Source organism: Ruminiclostridium sufflavum DSM 19573 (assembly GCF_003208175.1).
Lineage (GTDB): Bacteria > Bacillota > Clostridia > Acetivibrionales > DSM-1351 > Ruminiclostridium > Ruminiclostridium sufflavum.
In genome coordinates this window covers 25,216-44,817 of sequence record NZ_QKMR01000011.1, presented here as the reverse complement: position 1 = coordinate 44,817, position 19,602 = coordinate 25,216, and the positions used below count along the sequence as shown (strand labels likewise).

Here is a 19,602-nt window from a genome sequence, read left to right as displayed (position 1 = left end):
CCCCATGAAAGCTCTATTTGAGAAAAGCAAACAAGCATAAGCTTAAGCTTCTTCAGTTTCAATAAGCCCGTACTTGATTTTAATCCGGTCAAGCTTTTCAAGCATGGGCTGGGATATTGCATACAGGAATACAACTGTTGCGACAGCATGCACAATATCAAACCAGAATCCGGACACATAGTAGGCAAGCAGAGCCTTCCATGAAAGCTGAGAAGTGAACATCAGCAGCGAGCCTATATTTATTATGCCTCCGTAAATGAAAAATGTGGCAAGCCCACCGAAAATACATAAGCTTAACCTTGTTTTTTTCAGAATTCCCTTTTTATAAAGTATTCCTGCTAAAAACCCGATAATGCCGAAGCAGAACATCTGCCACGGTGTCCACGGCCCCTGTCCGAAGAAAAAATTTGATACAAAGCCGGCAACCGCTCCCACAAGGAATCCTGCTTCTCCTCCAAAGCATACACCGGCAATAATTACAACAGCAACAACCGGCTTAAACTGGGGCAGCATGAAAAAAGCCGCCCTTCCGGCCACAGCAATCGCTGCCAGCACTGCGACGACAATCAGCTCGCGTGCCTGAGGCTTCCTTTTTTCAAATACCAGCATAAAAGGCAGCATGGTATAAATCAAAATCAGCAGACTTATAAAATAATATTTCCTGTCCTTCAGAAAAAACACACCAAACAGAATCGTTCCCGGAATTATAATTAAAATAATTACCGCCGCCAGTATAGTTCGTCTGTCTATATATTTGACCGGCATTTGCTTTTCCGGCATAGCTCAATCACATCCTCCACCGTTACCGCATTCTTACATATATGCCTTGCCATACGGTTTGCCGCCGTAGTATAGAAGCTGTTTCCCGCAAAGAATTCCTTTGCGGTATTTTCCGTTATTATACTGCCGTCGAAAAACATTGCGCATACATCTGCATGACGGGCACAGAACTCAATATCATGGGAAACCGCAATAACCGCCGCCCCCTGCCGTGTCAAGCCCTTCAAAAGCTCCGCCAGCTTTTCCTTGAAGCAGCCGTCCAGCCCTTTTGTCGGCTCATCAAGCAGCAAAATCCGGGGCTTCCGCAAAAGCACCTTTGCCAAGGCTGCTTTCTGCTGTTCTCCCCCGCTTAAATCATAGGGATGCATTGCAAGCAGATCATTAAGCTCCGTAAGCTCAACGACTTCTCTGATTCTACTCTCTTTTTCCTGCTTCTCCAATTTCAGTCCCGACAGCATTTCATACAAATCCTGCTCAACCGTTTTTTTTACGAATAATGCCTGGGGATTCTGAGGAAGTACTCCCAGATTATTATAAAAAAGCTCCTCCGGATTCATTTTTGCCGTATTTTTTCCGCCGATTAATATTTTGCCTCTATAGGGTCTGCATATTCCGCTTATAAGAGACAATGCCGTTGTCTTCCCTGACCCGTTTCCTCCCACTATGCAATAAAGCTGCCCCTTTCCTGCTTTTAAAGACAAGCCCTTTATTACATCCGGCATATCCTTTCGGTATTTAAACCATACATCCTTCATTTCAATTGCCGTATTTTCAGAGGACTTGCCATAAGCAGCCCTGCTGTTTTCTTTTTTCACCTCAGTTTCTCCAGCTATTAAATCAAGCCATTTGCGGCCATCCTTGACTGAAACCGGACAAGGAAGCTTATTCTGTACGCCTGCATAAATCTGCATTGGAGAGGTCATTACAAAAAACATCGGATGCTTTTCTTTGCTTAATTTCTTTCCCACGCTTTCAGGTGAACCGTCTGCTGTAATGCAGCCCTCCTCCATTACAACAAGCCTGTCCGTCACAGGAATAATTTCCTCGGTTCTATGCTCTGTCATAATTATTGTAGTGCCCAGCTCACGATTTATTTTTTTAACTGTCTCTATAAAATCCATCGCCGCTATTGGGTCCAATTGAGAGGTCGGCTCATCCAATATTAATACCGAAGGCTGCATAGCCATAACAGAAGCCAGATTCAGCAGCTGCTTCTGCCCTCCTGAAAGCTCTGTCACATTTTTGTGAAACCAGGTATGTATTCCGAAAAAGCTTGCCATTTCAGCCACCCTGAGCCGGATAGTCTTATTATCCATGCCCAGGCTTTCAAGGCCGAAAGCCAGCTCATGCCAGACCTTATCCGTTACAATCTGATTGTCCGGGCTTTGAAGCACATAGCCGATTTGAGAGGCTTGAACGCGCTGTTCAAGCTTTTCCAAGAGCTCCCCCATAAAATAAATTTTCCCGCTGCGCTTCCCGTAAGGTGTCAGAACTGTTTTCAAATGTCTGAGCAATGTGGTTTTCCCGCAGCCTGATCTGCCGCATACAGTGACAAACTCTCCCCTTTCCACATTAAGGTTAATATTTGCTAAAGCTTCCTTATCCTTTTGAGGATATGAAAAGCTCAGCTCCTTGATTTTATATATTTCCATTTTATATTCTCCGCTATATTTATAAAAACCGGCAGCATGCATAATATTAAATAGGCACAAAACACACCGATACTGAAAAAGGAAATCCTTGCAGCGCTTATTGAAGGGAAAAAGCGTATTGTGTTCAGGCCTGCCGCGCTGCCTGCCAGCAAGACAGCAATTAAAGCTATAATAGCTGCAAGAGCTGCCTTGTCCCTTCCGTCGAAGCAAAAAATCGAGAAGCTGGTGCGCTTTGGCAGCCCGTAGCCTCGCGATTTCATGGAATCTGCCGTTTCAATCGCATTCTCCAATGCCCATGTAGTCATAACAGAAAGAATCCTTATTCCGTTTTGAGCCCTTTTTATTATATTCCCTTGAGAAACATCTCTTCCAATACATTTCTGAGCATTTGAAATCACCTTTATTTGTGCCCTGTACCTCGGTACAAAGCGGAGCACCATTGATAAAATCAGCGACAGTGACGGTATAATTCTTCCGAATAAATATATGAATTTATCGGAAGTCATAACTGCATTATAGCATGAAAACCATAATATTACCGTTACAAACATGACGGCTGCCGCCGCGCCGTAAAGTATGGATTCAAGGGTTACAGGATTCCCGTTTTTCAAATAAAACAGTATGGTTCTTCCCTGATGATTGAATGCAGGATTAATAACCGCCATAAACAAAAGCATCGGTACAAGGCAAAACACATTAAACTTTACCGTTCTTTTTCCGTTAAGCAGCACTGAATATGTGAATGCACTTACAGCGGAAATTCCCAGCAGTACCGGATGCAGAAAAAACATGCCTGACATTATTACCGCCGTAAAATAAACAAAGTTTATAACAGGATGAAAATCAGAAAATGCGTCTCTCATTATCCCTTGCCTCCCACTGCTTTCCCTCCTCCGATATCACGCCCCAAATCACAGGTGTAAATCCATTCCACAACATCTCCGTCCTTAAGCATATACCTGCTGCAGCCATAATTCGGAAACCATCCGTTTACCCTGTACATCCAGCCGCTTAGCTCTCCGCAGTCAAATTCGTACAGATTGTGAATACCCTCTATGTAGTTGCTGTTATATATAGGCGTCATTTCAAATTCCATATGTATTTTGTCACTTTTCATTTCCCTCAGCAGTACGTCAAATACGGATTCCCCTTCATAAAAGCCTACCTCGCGGCTTTTATATATTATTCCGTCTGCCGGCAGCACCTCAAGCTTATCCTTGTTGAACCTGTCCATATTATCAAGTATTGTTTTGCAGGTCACCGATAAAACACAGGTTAATTGCTTCTGCTTATCTATTTTTGCAGACTGCCATTCAACCGGTTCCGGTTTCCCTTCCGGTACAGGATCTGTCTGATATTTATCCTTTTCATTTACTTCCTGTGAAACAGTACCCCCAGCTTTATTTCCGGTTTTGTTTTCAGCAGTCATTCCGGGGGAAGCAGCCCCAGCCTTTTTCTCAGCCTTCTTCTGACTGTCCTTTTGTGCCGGTTCCTCTGTTTTAATGGGCGGAGACACCCTTTCCTCCTCTTCCGAATCTAATTCACCGGTACTATTATCCCTACGTGTAACAGATTTATCATTTTCCTGTATATCCGAGCCATGTAAATAAGTCCCGTCATCATACACAGGCTGAGCTTGAGCATTGCCTCCGCTAACCTCTATCTCCTTCTCCTGATAATTTCCTCCCCAGAAAAAGGCGGCAGCCAGCAAGATTATTACCAGCACAGCCGTTAAAAGATGCTTTTTTTTCATTTGCCTTTTTTCACCTCTTCATTGCTGAAGCTTTTTTATTACTTTTTGACATCATTCATGTCATAGAGCTTATTTTCCCCTCCGGCAAACCGTTCATAGGCCACAAGTGCATACATTCCCTGATCGGTAGCCATAGCATCGGTTTCTCCGTTCAGGACATGCCGGAAACCTCCCCCCTCTGAATAAAAACCAAGCAGGGCAGTTATTGTATCATTGCCGTTTTTTATAAATCTCTGATCCTCCTTGGGATCAATACCAAGGGCAGTAAGAGCAACTATAACCTGAGCAATGCTTTCACTGCTGACCTCATCTCCCCATGAGCTTTCAAAGCTGCCGTCCTTCAGCTGCGTATCGGACAGATAGCTTAGAGCCCTCTCAACAGCTGCCCTTACACTTTCATTATCCTGATAATTTGAAAGCGCCTGCAGTGTCATAGCGGTTATATCCGTATCAGCAGGTGCCTCTGAGGTTAAAGACCAGCCCCCGCCTTCAATTTCCCTTGACAATATATAATCAACCAGCAGCTCTCTTGTAGTCTGAACCTCAACCTTACCATCGGCAGGTATTTCATAGCTTTTGCTGTCAAGGGCTATCAATGCCCAGACAGGCCCGTTCAAGCCCTGCTTTATCAGAGTGCTGAAATCCGCCAAGGGCTTTGTCAGATTATACCCCGCAACACTTGTTGCATCCTTTCCGATAGCACCTAATGCTAAAATCACCCTGTCATACTCGGTATACTTAATATTGCTAAGCTTTCCTGACGATTCTGCAAGCTTTTCTTCCACATTTGAGTAATAGCCTGCATAATAGCTGTCCGGTACCTTGATGCCGGAGCGGGCGAGGGACAGTACTGTCCACTCTCCCCCCACACTGGAAACAACAGGATTTGAAACTGTCTTCTGCATCAATGCCCCGGTTTCCTCAATATATTTTTTTATGTCTGAATTTTTCTCATATGAGCCGCTTCTATAGTCATATACCTTTATGGCAATAACGGCTGCCATTTCCCTTGTTACAAAGCTACCCGGATTGAAGCTTTCGCCGTCACCCACCATTAATCCAAGAGCATACACCGTTTCAACCTCTGCTTTAAAGCAGCGGGATACCTTATTTATATCTTTTATTGAAGAAGCAGGCTTGACAGGCTTTACTCCAAGTGCCTTTACAATAATTGCCGCCATTTGCTCACGGGTTATTTTGTCATTCGGATTGAAGCTGCTGCCGCTGCCTTTAACAATTCCGGCTTTATATGCCGCATTAATATAAGGATAGAACCAGTTATCCTCCTTGACATCTGCAAAGCTGATTACGTTAGGGGAATTAATATCCAGTCCCAGAACCGATACAATTATTTTTGTAAATTCCGCCCTTGTGATATTGTCCTTTGGCATGAAGCTGCCGTTGTTTCCTGTAATAAAGCCCTTCTCCGCATTAATGCTTATCGCTTTATATGCCCATTGTGAAATTAAGCCTTCATCCTTATATATCTTTTTAAGGTCAATAGCATCAGAGCTGTCATCAGAAGGCTGAGCCGTTTCACCGCCGGCTGCTGCTTCGTCATCTGTTTCTGAGGTCTGCTCATCTAAATTTGGCAGCTGTCCGCCGGGATTTTCCCATTTGCTGAGGTCCTCTCCCAAATCTGCGCCCAAATTGGTAGTATACCTCCACTGAAGCTTGTCCCCTTCCTTAAGCACATACTTTGAAGCTCCGAAATTAGGATATTTTCCGTTTACCGAATACATCCAGCCGCTGCCGCTGCCATGGTCAAACTCACCGTCACCGTCTATAGACTGGACATAAACGCTTCCGTATTGCTTGGACCACATAAATTTGCAGCTTATGCCGCGTGCATCCAGCTCGCGTTTTAATAATGTCCATGCGGTGTCACCGGCTTGCAGCTCGGCCCGTACCGGTGAAATCGCATAACCCTCACCGATTGTAAGCTTGTCAACAGATAATTCCGCATATTTTTTTGTTCCGCCGTCATTGTCGGAGGTTTTATCATCACTTGCCGAGTAAACTATGAAATCTGTAAAATGTTTTGTTTTTACAAGCAGATCCTTGCCGCTGTCATATGCATATTCGCTTTTCCCTGCTGCAAGGCCTGCTGTATCACCGGCATATTTTTCAATAGGGTGAAGTATGCCGCTTTGGATATATGCCGCTTCCTTGCCCTGCATTCCCTTGAAGGTAAGAAGGACAAAGCCGTCAAAACTTATACTCTCGCTGCTTCCCATAGCTAATGCGAAATTAATGGAATCCAGCTTTTTACCGCCGGGAATGATATTCTTAATCTTACTGCTTATTCCGGCATCTCCCGTATCAAGTGAGGTTATCAGCTCGGCCTTTACCCCGGTTCCTCCGCTTATAACCTGTATTCCCTTTGTGAACAGTACCTCAACCCTGCCCTTTACAGCCGAAAGCCCGGGCAGACTCGTATTTGCCGGCAGCTCGGCAAAAAGCTTCGCCGTATTGTTCTCCGGTATATATACGGTAATTTCCCTGTTGCTGTCCCCCGCAGTTATTTGCAGCTTATAATCATTGCTGTCTGAAGGAATTTCTATTTCAGGCCTGTCTCCGGCAGGAATTTCCTTTGTCTTTGAGCTATAAACAATTGTATAGCTCTTCTCGCTTTTATTCCCTGCTGAATCTGCCGCAATTATTGTTATTGTATTTGAGCCTTCCTCGAGATTAACACTGTAGTTCCCGTTTATTTTCTCGACCGCTTTGCCGTTCAGACTTATAGCAGGCACAATAGGGCCCTCTGAAGCATCAACCGCACCCGCCGTAAATTTTAGTACGGAAGCGTTCACCGTATTATCGGCCAAATCCGTTGATATAACAGGTGCAGTTATATCAGGTGCATCATTGACCTTTTGTGTGAAATTATAAATGCTTTTTTTACCGTCAAGCTGTCTTAAATACTGATCCAAGGCATAGACAGCCTGCTCTGTTGCCATTGCTATACTTCCCTCATCATTTTTCTGCCAGTTGAAGGTACCGTCCTCGTTTTGCAGTCTTAATATAAAGCTGACAAGGTTTCCCTCTGCCTTTGTAAACAGCTGTGACTGCGGGTCTATACCGTTAAAGCTCAAGCCCATCAATACCTGTGCGGCAGTATTTACATTGTTTTCCGCAGACCATGCTCCGGCTCCGAAGCCTCCGTCCTCTCCCTGCCTGCTTGCCCATGCTGCTGCAACCTTGTCTACCGCTGCTTTTACCTCCGCCTTTTCACCATAGTATTTTCCCAAGGCGGTCAAAACAAAGCCTACTCCGTCCTCGCCGCCTGTGGGGCTGGCAAGCGATATAAGCTCGTTTATAATATCCTCTCTTGTAAATCCTGCGTCTGCCGGAATCTTATAATTAACGGCATCCAGTGCCAGAAGCCCGAAAGGCGTGGTGTAAATACCGCCTTCGGTACTCACGTTTTTCATATCACTTAGCCGGCACAGCTCCTCGAGGAGATTTCTTCCGTTGATATTGGTTGGATCTCCTCCCGCTGCCAATATTCCGAGAATATATTTTCCATATTGCCCGGAATTATTTGCCGGCATGTCTCCGTCGTTAACATCTCTTAAATATGAACCGGGAACCTTTTTCCCCAGCCCGTTTATAGCAATCGCCATCCAGTGCTTCTGATAATTGAAGTCGGAATCGTCAAATCTCTCAATCAGCTTGTCTGTGGCTTTATCCAATGCACTTACAATTGTCTGCCTGTCAACCGGAATCGCAATCGCAGAAGGAATTCGTTCAAAGTCCACTGTTACCTTCTTTAAAGACTGTATCCCCGTAACAGTCAGCACATTGGTTTTATTACCTGCCACCGTAACGCCGTCCACAGCCCAAGCCTTAACTCTGTAAGTATCCGAGGGCAATGCGGTAAACACTATATTTTTGCCTTTTAATACCTCAGAACCGCTTGCTATTGGCATATTCTCCACAGCCGCGGTCAAGGCTCCATTTTTTCCGGCAGTGAAGGTTACCGTATAACCGGCAGCTTGCTTCTTTCCATCCCTGGCGGCATTGTTAAATACATCCGACGCCGTGCCCAAATTAATAACAGCCTGATTAATCTCTGACTGTACGGCATCCGCTTTATCGGATATCCTCTGCGCTTCGGCTATAGCTGCCACGTATGCGGTCATTATTTCCTGTACAACCCATTTTTTTGAAGTCTCCACCTCTGAGCCGTTAAGGCTCACAGCAACAGAAGCCTTCCCTGAATTTGCGGCCTGAATTGCGGCTGTCAATAAGCTTTTATTAATAATATCAGATGCTTTAACCGTCAATTTTAAATCTGACGGCACAAATCTGCCGGTACCGTATAAATATGTACTGAAGCCGTACTCTCCGGTATCTATGTCCGTAGGTATTTTAAATACTGTACTGCACTTTCCATTCTCGTCAAGAGTTCCGTAAGCATACACTGTATCGCTGTAATAATCGTCCAGCTCAGGCGACCATAGCTTCTCAGACGTAAAGGTGTTACCGGTTTTATCCAGAAAATATATCTCAAAGGGCCGGTTTGAATCTGAGGAATTATCGGAATACAGTGAAAAAGTAACCGTATCCCCCAGCTTTGCCTCTGTTTTGTCCAATTCCAAGGGCTTGCCTAAGGCAGTAACCTTTATTTCTTTAGTTGTTCTTACAAGCAAGGGATAATTGTTCGCTCTTTCCTTGCTTATCTCAAGAGTATAATCACCTGCTGCCGCAGGTGCCGTAATAACTGCCTGTCCGTTATTGTCTGTTGTATATGTCTCATCCAGAAGCGTAATTGCCGCGCCGGTAACATTCACAGTTACATTATTATTTATATTCCAGTCAAAATAGGTAGCGGTTATTTTTGCCGTAAAAGCAGTGCCCGCCGCTACCTCCCCGGAGGATAACGACACCTCCGGAATATAAGTTTGAGGTGAATAGCCTCCATAGTATACAAGGATACTGTCTCCCTCATTGATACTGCAGGAATCCATCGAAACAGCACCTTCAACACCATTCACTGCATACATCCAGCCGTCGTAGCCTCCGAACTGTCCCGCAGCCTCATTATTGATTGACGATATGTACTTGCCGTATTGACTGTCCTGAACAACCACCGGTACATCGTTGTCCTCCAGAACCTCATACAAGGCATCATACACTGTTTCCTTCTGTGTGGTATAATCCTTGCCGGTAGCGGCAATATTGCTGTAAATACCCTCTACCCTTATGCTTACATGCCTGTCAGTTTCTAAAGCATACGTATCCATGCCCAGAAAAATATTGGTTATCAGGCATAAGATTAAAAGCATTGAGCTAAGCCTTTTTAACATTTCAAAACCTCCGTTTTTATAGTTGCGTATTAGTTGTGTATTAATTGCGTATATTTTTCAACTGCTCCCCATTAGCCGGGTTTGTATTTTAACTCTTAAAATTCAACAATCTTAATTTGCTGTTATTGTTACGCTCTTTCTCCATGATTTAACGTGCTGCAAACCTGTATTCAAAGCTCCCGATGTAAAAAATTTATTTTTTACATATAAATAGCAAGCTGTATTAGCCGCCACATCCGGTGCCACAATATAAGCATTGCCGCTCGCATCAGTAGTAGCGCTTGCCAGCTCCAGCCCGTTCGATGCTTTAGCCAGTACAACCGTCGCACCTGACAGATTATTAAATCCTGTTAAAGTCCAGTTCATTATATCTGTAAACTTCTGAGCCTTGACATTAACAGCTATTGAGCTTCCTTCCGGATATGAAGTCCCTATGCTTGAGTAATTGCTCATGCAGGTATACCATGATTCCGCCGGTATTGCATAATACCATGTCATCTTGTCTCCTCCCTGCATTGTATATGCCCCCGCACTGACAGACGGCAATTCATCGGTTGTCGGATCAGCTTGTCTCCACACACGGAACATCCACCCGGAATAATAAGAAGAGTTTGGAGTAAAATAACCTTCTGTCTGACCGTCTATGCTGGATACATATGTACTTGCACCGCTTCCCGATGCAACAAGGCTGATGGATTTATCACTGCATGCTTTGCTTAGTGCAGCATATGCTGTAAAGCCCGTTGAGTCGTTAAGTGTCACCTGATACTCATTCAAAATAGAGCCGCTGTTTGCACCTGCACTATAGCCTTGAATCCTGACTGTCACAGTTATCGGATCTGCCCCAAGCACTATGCCGCTGAGCATTGTGGAAAGGATAACTGCCAACATGAATATACATAATATTTTTTTGATATTCTTACTCACTTTATTACCTCCGTTATTTTTTTAACCGGCTAATGGCTCATTGCAGTAAAGATTAAATTAAATGAAAATGCTGCTGCCGGCACAGGCTTTAATCCAGCACTATGTTCTGGGCTGCTGCATACTGCTCCAATTCCTCGTATGAGCCGGTAATAAACTCATAGACAAGATATTCCGGCTTAATAAAATCAATTACACGCTTGATTGACGGATTCATAAAAGGAAGATGCCTGTCAATCCGGGCTATATGCCCGAAGGCCTTCAGATACCTGTCAAAAAAGCTGTCCTTCACGTTATAGCCTGTACATTCATTTATCTGCCTTTTTACATATTCACCCGAAAGAGAGCTGTTGAGATGAATGCCTTTAATTAAGCCGGAAACCTCCTCCAGCTGTTCCAATACCATGAGCGTATACTCAACAGCTTCCTCTTCCGAGGACAATTCTGTGTTTGTATTCATCAAGTGCCCTATATCAAGCATAAAGCCCTTTTTACCGTACCGTATACCCTCCAGAAGACGGACAGCCGCATTCTTGTTCAGAAGTGTAAGCCCGGGCCACCACTGATTTTCAAGCAATATGTCAAAATCAGCTTCAACACCATCCAGTATTTCATTTATCATTTCAATAAATGCATCTATTATCTCATCGTCAGAATATGTAAACCGGTAGTTATAGCAATGCTCCAGCTGCACATGGCTTACATGGAATACTATGTATTTGACTCCCATATCACCTGCTGCTTTTATTTCGCTTCGGTAATACTCCAACAGAGCTTCTTTTGACCTGCCTCCGTAATAATGCACATACGAGGCTTCATCACCGAACTGCCTGAGCAGTTCTTCCCTGTCATCCCGCCAAAAGTCAAGCCATATTGGCCAGAAGCGCATATGCAAGCCTATAATCATAGAAGAGGGGATAAGCTCCTCCTTCCACTGGGCACACTGAATCATTTCCAATCCGTTCAAATAATGCTTTTTAAGAAAATCATTAATTTGACGGTAATCATTTGAAAACCTGTCTAAGTCATATGAAGAGTCAGAAAAATTCATCAGTCTCAGCATGCAACCAACCTTTCCCTCTCAAATTTATCCGAAAAATATAAAAACCTCTCAACTTGAATCGTTAAGAGGCTTAAAAGAATAAAACCGCATTGGCATATACTGTTAACACACCCCCTATCGCTCGTAGAGTTTATGACATTAAGAAACAGGCAGGTCTTCTGACTCAAGCATCATTGCTCCTGCTGCCTTCCCGGTTTCCCAGTGGCATAATACAGTAGCTCTTCTTTCACAGCGGCGGGACCGCGCGGGATTTTCACCCGCTTCCCTTTTCATCAATTCATGCTTTTATTTATTAAAAACATAATTGACACCTGTCTCAAATATTTAATTTTTATTATATTCCGCCTTGGCGGATGACTCTTACATGCTAACTATACCTTATATTCCATTTTTTGTCACGTACTAAATTATTTGTTCAGCTTTCTTCTCAGATTAATTTTTCATAGGTAGAGCTTATCTGCAGAAAGCTGGATTATTCAGTAAATTTTATAGCTTTTCAGAAATAACACAGCTTGAATTACCTTGCAGCCTGCTTTCTAATCCCTGGAAACACAAGCCAGCAATAGTCCTTTATCAAGGGCAACAGTAACATTATCCTCCAGAAACTCGTTACTGACACCCCAAGATGTGCCCAGAAGCATTGTAGCATTATGAAGCCTGTACCTTAGTCCATATGTAGTAACGCCTGTGACCCTTTCGGAAACAGGAATCAATGACAGCTTGTATCCCGCCTGCTTCCCGAGAGTAAAGGTCGAGTTAAACATATATATCTGATTATTCTCATCAAGAATGCAAGCTCTGATACCAATATCCAGACATTTTTTCAGCAGAAGCATATTGGCGAAGGAATGGTCTGCTCTTGAGCCCAGCGCACCAATAAAAACCAATTCCTCGGCTCCGATTTCGGCTGCCTTTTCAATTGCAAGCTCAGAATCGGTCATGTCCTTTTCCGGAGGAAATTTAAATATGCTTACTCCACGGTCTGCAAAGTATCTCAAGTCCTCAGAAGCAGCAGAGTCAAAATCTCCTATAAGTATATCAGGTTCAATGCCCATTTTCCTCAAATGGCCTGCTCCGCCGTCAACTGAAATAATATAGCCGCCGGAGCCGATATGTTTTTTAATCTCATTGTAATCTCTTATAGAGCCGTTACAAACTAAAAAAGCCTTCATCTTACCACAAGCGCCTTTCAAGCATCTATTTGTTTTGCCAAAAGTCAATTACTATCGGCTAAAAAACCGATTCCGTCGGTCGATAGTAATTGACCTTTATTGTTTCAGCTTTCTTTCATAATTATAATAAACTAAATTGACTTTTTGTAAGCATTCATTCTCAATTGCTTAACCGCTTCTTCAGGGTCAGGAGTATTATATACCGCAGAGCCTGTAACAATTATACCTGCACCGGCTCTTACAACGACATCAATATTTTCAGCATTAATTCCTCCGTCAACCTCAATATCAATATCAAGCTTATTACGTATTATCATATTTTTCAAGCTCTGTATTTTCTGCGTTGATAAGTCAATATATTTCTGACCTCCAAATCCGGGATTTACGCACATTATCAAAACCATGTCAACATCCTGTAAAACATAGTCAAGTACAGATAATGACGTAGCAGGATTAAGCGCAATTCCCGCTTTTTTGCCGCAGCCCTTAATAAGCTCGATAGTCCTGTTCAAATGAGTGCCGGTTTCGGCATGAACAGTGATAATATCTGCTCCTGCCTCCGCAAACTTTTCAATATACTGGTCTGGATTCTGTATCATAAGATGTACATCAAAGGGCGTTTTTGTGGCTTTCCTTATACATTTTACTACCTCAGGTCCAATTGTAATATTAGGAACGAAATGACCGTCCATAACATCAACATGAATTAAATCAGCACAGCTATCAACTTTTTTGATTTCATTACCAAGGCAGGAGAAATCTGCGGATAGTATAGAAGGTGCAATTTTAAGCATTTTTTCATCTCCTCGATTCAGATTTTTTTGTTTTGTATTGTGGTATGTCTTTTAATGTAATATATAACTGCGTATATCTCTGAAATCTGTCTTTATCTATTTCAAGGCGTTCTACCGCTTCTCTCACCGGGCATCTTGGCTCAGTAATATGACTGCAAAAAGTAAATTTGCAGGTATTTAAATACTTTCCGAATTCAGGATAGTAATTTTCAAGCTCGTCATAGCGGATATCCTCTATTTCAAACGAGCTGAATCCCGGAGTATCCGCCACATAGCCTCCATTTTCCAGCTCCATTACTTCTGCATGTCTTGTGGTGTGCCTCCCTCTTTCGATTTTACAGCTGACACTTCCTGTCTCCATTACAAATGAATTCATTATATGGTTGAGTATAGTTGACTTGCCTACTCCCGATTGACCTGCGAGAGCAGAAATATGACCCTTCAGCTTTTTCTGCAAAATATCGTAGCCCACCTTAGTAACAGAGCTTACTTCTATGCAATCGTAGCCTATAGGAGAATATATATCCCTGATATTTTTTGCGGTACCGTCATCTAAATCGGTCTTGTTGATGCAAATAACAGCATTAAGCTTCTTCTTTCCTGCAGTAATCAAAAGCTTGTCCAATAACATAAAATCTGTATTCGGAGCTTTTGCTGCAACAACAATAATAATTTGATCTATGTTTGCAATTGATGGCCTTACCAGCTCAGAAAACCGGGGAAGAATCCGGTCTATAGATCCTGTTTTCCCCTGCTCATCTAATATGCTGAATTCAACCTTATCACCGGGAAGAGGAATAATGGAATCCTTTCTGAATATTCCTCTGGCTTTACATTCGTATACCAAGCTGTTGCTTATGTCCTCCGCATAATAGAAGCCGCCAATTCCCTTTAGAATGATACCAATGGGCAAATAATTACCTCCTCAAATCCCTCAAAAACAAGCTGCGAAATGCAGCCGTCTTAAACGCCTAATCTGCCTAAAAAACGATACATACCGTCCCCGTATTTTCTCGTACAAAGGCTTGAACCGTAATTAGCCAAGCCAATCATATATTTTGACTGTTACCCCTCCTGATACTTTCTAAGGAATAACCTCCTCCTCCTTACCTGGAGATGACTTTGTATCAGAAGCGGAATCTCCGGTTGGCTTTTGTCCTGTTTCCTGCGGATTATTTGCTGTATCTGTTGACGGAGCCGTACTTGTTGACGGCCCTTCTTCCTGCGGAGTAAGGAAAATTGTTACTGAGTCACCCTCGGTCAAGTCCTCAAAGGCTGCCGGCAACTGCTTGTTTACAATACCCTTTGTAACACCCGCCGGTAATATTTTACCGATAACAAGCTTTGAATCCGATAAAAGCTTTTCAGCCTCAGCTTCTGTCTTTCCCACCAGATTGGGCACTTTTACCGTTTTGAGCTGTGCTCCCTTACTGACATATATCACAACCTCGGAACCAACCTTTACTTCATTTCCTGTAGCCGGTTCGGTTCTAATGACATAGTCGGCTGAAACGTCCTCATTATATTCTTCAGCGATTGAAGAAGTTAAATTGGCTGTTTTTATATCATTTTGCGCTTCTCTTTTTTCTTTTCCAACAACATCCGGAACCTTTGACATTTGAGGGCCCTTGCTTATTGTAAGCTCTAAATTCGTATATTTTCCGTCCCTATATGTCGTACCTTCCGGCAGACTTTGCTCCAATATAATCCCTTTGTCATAGTCCTCATTATCCTGCCATATCTCAATAACCTTCAGCCCCTTTGACTCCAGCTCCGCCTTTACTGCCGAATACTCCTGCCCCTTATAATTCCCTATCTGATAAGTTTCAGTATTGCCTTTCATTAATAAGCTTATGGTAAAAAACAGCGCTATGGCTATTACCAGTACACTCGTTATTCCAGCAAGCCAGTATGCCGTGGTGTTCTTCTTTTTTATTTTCTGTGCCTCCGAGTGCTTGCCGGCCGAACTGCTATTTCTGGCTTGATTACTAATATTTGAATTATTTAAGGTAGGCATCCTGATAGTGGACTGATTTGATGCTGTCTCCTGTCCGACAAAGCCGCCTTGGGGGCGAACCAATACCTTGTTCAAATCAACAATCATAGCTGTCGCAGATTGGTACCTGAGCCCCTGCTCCTTCTGAATGGCCTTTATAATTATCTCATTAACTCCATAAGGCAGGCTGGGAAGAAATTTCCTCGGTTCAGCCGGTGTTTCCTGTATGTGCTTCAACGCAACAGCTACCGGTGAATCGCCGTCAAAAGGCACTCTGCCCGTTACCATTTCATACATCACTATTCCAAGAGAATACAAATCTGATTTATCATCAATAAATCCTCCTCTGGCCTGTTCCGGTGAAAAATAATGCACAGAGCCTATTGTGCTTCCGACCATAGTGATGGTTGAAGATGTAACCGCTCTTGCAATACCGAAATCCGTTACCTTCGCGATTCCCTCTTTTGTCATCAAAATATTATGAGGCTTAATATCCCTATGTACAATATTGTTTTTATGAGCATGCTCAATGGCAGAGCAAATCTGTATGCTGATTTTAATAGCCTCCTGCCAGTCAAGTGCCCCGCTTTTATTTATATATTCTTTTAAAGTCAATCCATCCACATACTCCATGACAATATAATGGACATCACCCTGAAAACCAACATCATATATTGATACAACATTAGGATGAGATAAGCTTGCTACTGACTGAGCCTCAACATTAAAACGCTTAACAAATTCTTCGTCTGTTGAAAATTCACTCCGAAGTACCTTTATAGCAACAAACCTGTTCAATAGCGTATCCTTAGATTTATATACGACAGCCATCCCGCCGCCGCCGATTTTTTCCAATAATAAATATCTGTTTCCCAGTATCTGACCTTCCATAATTCACCTCAATCTATATTCTTCCGACTATAACGGTAATATTATCTTCTCCACCCTTATTATTTGCATTTTGTATCAAACTATCACATGCCGATTGCGGATTTTCGGCTTTTGTAATTATTTCCAGAATTTCTTTTTCTGACAGCATGTTTGTTAAGCCGTCAGTACAAACAAGTATCCCGTCATTTTCCAAAACCTCTACTTCGTATGTATCTACAAGCAAATCATGCTCATACCCTACGGCACGAGTGATTACATTTCTTTTAGGATGGTTTATAGCCTCGTCCTTGGTTATTGTTCCGTTTTTTACAAGCTCTTCAATAAATGAATGGTCACTTGTCACCTTTTGAATGGTGTTTCCCCTGATTATATATACTCTGCTGTCTCCCACATGCCCGATATAAAGTTTTTTATTTTTATGGACGGTAATAATCAGAGTTGTCCCCATACCCTGTGTAGATTCATCAAGCAGCGAAAATTGGTATAACTCCTTATTGACATCAGCAATAATATTCTTTAATAATTCAGGTATATTATCACTTTCCCAATCCGCCTTAAGCAAATAACTGCAAACAGAATCGACCGCCTGCTTGCTTGCAACATCTCCGCACTTATGTCCGCCCATTCCGTCAGCAATGACAAAACAGGGTGGAATACCTGTGTATCCAACCAACACACTGCAATTATCTTCATTTAATTGCCGTTTTAATCCCCTATCTGTCTTTATGCCATAGTTCAATCTAATCACTCCTGATACAAACATTGAAATCCAAAGAACTTGCTTACAATTGCTGAAGCCTGTTTTTCCTAAGCTGTCCGCATGCAGCGTTGATGTCGCTGCCTAATTCTCTTCTGACAGTAGTTTCAATACCTCTTGATTCCATAATGTTCTTAAATTTTTCTATCTGAATTCTTGAGCTTTTTCTATAGCCATTTCCTTGTACTGTATTTACCGGTATAAGATTTACATGACACAGCATCCCTTTTAATAAACCGGCCAGTTCTCTTGCGTCCTGCTCAGAATCATTTTCTCCTGAAATCATTGCATATTCGAAGGAAATCCTTCTTTTCGTCCTCTCTGTATATATATTACATGCTGAAATTAATTTGTCAATACAGAAGGACCTGTTTATGGGCATCATTTCCGAACGCTTGTCATCTCTGGCACTATGCAGGGATATAGAAAGCGTAACGGGAATATTCTCCTCGGATAGCTTTAAAATCCTTGGTACAATACCGCAGGTAGAAAGAGAAATGTTTCTGAAGCCTATCATTAAGCCGTCAGGATGGTTGATAATTCTCAAAAACTTAATTACATTGTCATAATTGTCCAGCGGCTCACCTATTCCCATCAGCACAACATGCCCGATTCTGCTGCCTGAGTCCTGCTGCATCGTCATAATCTGATCCAGCATTTCTCCCGGAGTCAAATTTCTGGCAAACTCCGCACCTGTAGAGGCACAAAAGGCACAGCCCATTTTACAGCCCGCCTGCGAAGAAATGCAGGCAGTAAAACCGTACTTGTACTCCATTAAAACACTTTCAATTATATTCCCATCTTCAAGCTCAAACAAGTACTTTACCGTAGAATCCAGCTTTGATTCCAATTTGCCTGCAATTCTGAGTCTTGTAATTTTATATGCCTCACTCAGCTCCTGCCTGAGCTGTTTTGAAATATTTGTCATATCCTCAAGGGAACTAATCCCGCTGTTCACCCATTTAAATATCTGCTTTGCCCGAAAGCGCTGCTGTCCCATGTCTGCAAGCATCTGCTCCAGCTCTTCCAAAGTCATATCCATCAAATTGTTCATTTTTCTATCTCTCTTAATTTAATTAAATAGTTATTGTTTTCCGGTATTTTATCTTTCCCTTATCATTTTACTTATAAAAAAGCCATCTGTCTGATTTATATTCGGATACAGCTGTATGTAGCCTTCACGGGAGGTATTTATTTTCAGGCTTTGAGGCATCAGCTCTTCAAAGCCGATTAATCTGAAAGCTTTATTCTCCTCAAGAAATGCCGTAATGTTTTCAAGGTTTTCCTCCGGCTGTATTGTACATGTACTGTATACCAAACAGCCTCCCTCCTTAACATATTTCGAGGCATTGCTGAGTATTTTCCGCTGAAGCCGGACTAATTCATCAGCCCTTCCGCTACCTTTTGAGTATTTGATATCAGGCTTTTTTCTTATTATGCCTAAACCGGAACAGGGAGCATCCACCAATACCCTATCCGCTTTGCCAATCATTTTTTCATCCAGCAGACATGCATCGAATAATTCGGTTTTTATAATATCTGTTCCCAGCCTTGCGGCAGCCTTCTCAACAAGCTTCAGCTTGTGAGGATGAATATCCCTGGCTATTACTGTACCAGTATTATTCATAAGCTGCGCCAAATGTGTACTTTTCCCTCCGGGAGCACTGCATACATCAATAACCAGCTCCCTTTCCTCAGGAGCCAATATCCTGCTTACCAGCATGGAGCTCTCGTCCTGCACTTGAAATAATCCGTCTTTAAAGGCATTAAGCTTTGCTATGGAGGAGGGGTTTTCCAATATAATTGCCTCCTGTCCATATCTGCCTTCTTTGGTTTTAACGCCTTCCTTATGTAATTCCTCAACAAGCTGGTTTCTGCTTGTTTTAAGTGTGTTTACTCTTATTGTGAAATCCGGTTTTTCATTATTGCTTTTTAACAATGTCTCGGTAAACTCCGGCCCATAAAGGGAAATCCACTTTTCGGCCATCCATTTTGGATGGGAATAAATTATACTGAAATATTCAGCCATATCAGTCTTATCCGGAAACGGGAGGCTGTCAATCCTCTTTGCTATACTCCTCAGTACAGCATTTACAAACCGGCTTGAGCTCTGATGCCCATATCTTTTTGCCAAATCAACGCTTGTATTGCAGGCTGCGGATACAGGGACTTTATCAGTATGCAGCAATTGATAAATTCCTATTCTTAATATATTTATAATCCAAGGCGAAAGCTTTTTCATCTTTACGCTTGAAAATTTCTCTATAATATAATCAATTTGCAGCAGCCACTTCACAGTACCATATACGAGGTCAGTCGCAAAAGCCCTGTCAAGCTCCTTAAGGCTGCTATTTTCCAAATATTTATTGACAGAAATATTTGAATACGCTGAATTTTCATTAATATCATATAAAATCTTTAAAGCAGTTTCTCTAGCTAAATCTATTGCCATATTTTTCTCCAATACATTTCTTAAAACCCATATCTCCATAATTGGCTTTGGTTATT

The 19,602-nt window shown here is 42.4% G+C and carries 14 protein-coding genes and 1 riboswitch; all 14 genes read right to left on the bottom strand.

Features of this window, described 5'->3' with window-relative positions; translation table 11 throughout:
• Window positions 1-42 precede the first annotated feature (42 nt).
• Entirely contained in the window at window positions 43-780 is a 738-nt protein-coding gene (locus LY28_RS10255) for an ECF transporter S component (protein ID WP_110462097.1), read from the bottom strand.
• Window positions 747-2,432: an ABC transporter ATP-binding protein gene (locus tag LY28_RS10250; protein ID WP_110462096.1), complete on the bottom strand. Its 1,686-nt coding sequence runs from the start codon at window positions 2,430-2,432 to the stop codon at window positions 747-749. Before LY28_RS10250 ends, LY28_RS10255 begins: the two co-directional genes overlap by 34 nt.
• On the bottom strand, window positions 2,405-3,295 hold the full coding sequence (locus LY28_RS10245) for an energy-coupling factor transporter transmembrane component T (protein ID WP_110462095.1): 891 nt from the start codon (window positions 3,293-3,295) through the stop codon (window positions 2,405-2,407). Before LY28_RS10245 ends, LY28_RS10250 begins: the two co-directional genes overlap by 28 nt.
• The gene (locus tag LY28_RS10240) at window positions 3,295-4,185 is read right to left on the bottom strand and encodes a DUF4430 domain-containing protein (RefSeq protein ID WP_110462094.1); all 891 of its coding nucleotides are present in this window, start codon (window positions 4,183-4,185) and stop codon (window positions 3,295-3,297) included. The genes LY28_RS10245 and LY28_RS10240 overlap by 1 nt, the downstream gene beginning before the upstream one ends.
• 38 nt (window positions 4,186-4,223) lie before the next feature.
• Complete coding sequence (locus LY28_RS10235; RefSeq protein ID WP_110462093.1) at window positions 4,224-9,497, bottom strand: S-layer homology domain-containing protein; 5,274 nt, start codon at window positions 9,495-9,497, stop codon at window positions 4,224-4,226.
• Between the two features lie 111 nt (window positions 9,498-9,608).
• Window positions 9,609-10,424: a DUF4430 domain-containing protein gene (locus LY28_RS10230; RefSeq protein WP_110462092.1), complete on the bottom strand. Its 816-nt coding sequence runs from the start codon at window positions 10,422-10,424 to the stop codon at window positions 9,609-9,611.
• Between the two features lie 88 nt (window positions 10,425-10,512).
• The gene (locus LY28_RS10225) at window positions 10,513-11,484 is read right to left on the bottom strand and encodes a TIM barrel protein (protein ID WP_110462091.1); all 972 of its coding nucleotides are present in this window, start codon (window positions 11,482-11,484) and stop codon (window positions 10,513-10,515) included.
• A gap of 131 nt (window positions 11,485-11,615) precedes the next feature.
• A riboswitch (cobalamin riboswitch) is annotated at window positions 11,616-11,814 on the bottom strand.
• A gap of 206 nt (window positions 11,815-12,020) precedes the next feature.
• Entirely contained in the window at window positions 12,021-12,656 is a 636-nt protein-coding gene (locus LY28_RS10220) for a thiamine diphosphokinase (RefSeq protein WP_110462090.1), read from the bottom strand.
• A gap of 131 nt (window positions 12,657-12,787) precedes the next feature.
• Window positions 12,788-13,450, bottom strand: a complete 663-nt coding sequence (gene rpe, locus LY28_RS10215; RefSeq protein ID WP_110462089.1) for a ribulose-phosphate 3-epimerase — start codon at window positions 13,448-13,450, stop codon at window positions 12,788-12,790.
• A gap of 4 nt (window positions 13,451-13,454) precedes the next feature.
• Complete coding sequence (gene rsgA, locus LY28_RS10210; protein WP_110462088.1) at window positions 13,455-14,363, bottom strand: ribosome small subunit-dependent GTPase A; 909 nt, start codon at window positions 14,361-14,363, stop codon at window positions 13,455-13,457.
• A gap of 171 nt (window positions 14,364-14,534) precedes the next feature.
• Window positions 14,535-16,337, bottom strand: a complete 1,803-nt coding sequence (gene pknB, locus LY28_RS10205; RefSeq protein ID WP_110462087.1) for a Stk1 family PASTA domain-containing Ser/Thr kinase — start codon at window positions 16,335-16,337, stop codon at window positions 14,535-14,537.
• A gap of 13 nt (window positions 16,338-16,350) precedes the next feature.
• Window positions 16,351-17,085, bottom strand: coding sequence for a Stp1/IreP family PP2C-type Ser/Thr phosphatase (locus LY28_RS10200; RefSeq protein WP_242981220.1), 735 nt, complete (start codon window positions 17,083-17,085; stop codon window positions 16,351-16,353).
• A 34-nt stretch (window positions 17,086-17,119) separates the two neighbouring features.
• Window positions 17,120-18,148, bottom strand: coding sequence for a dual-specificity RNA methyltransferase RlmN (gene rlmN / locus LY28_RS10195; RefSeq protein WP_110462085.1), 1,029 nt, complete (start codon window positions 18,146-18,148; stop codon window positions 17,120-17,122).
• Between the two features lie 48 nt (window positions 18,149-18,196).
• Window positions 18,197-19,546, bottom strand: coding sequence for a 16S rRNA (cytosine(967)-C(5))-methyltransferase RsmB (gene rsmB, locus LY28_RS10190; RefSeq protein WP_110462084.1), 1,350 nt, complete (start codon window positions 19,544-19,546; stop codon window positions 18,197-18,199).
• Window positions 19,547-19,602 lie beyond the last annotated feature (56 nt).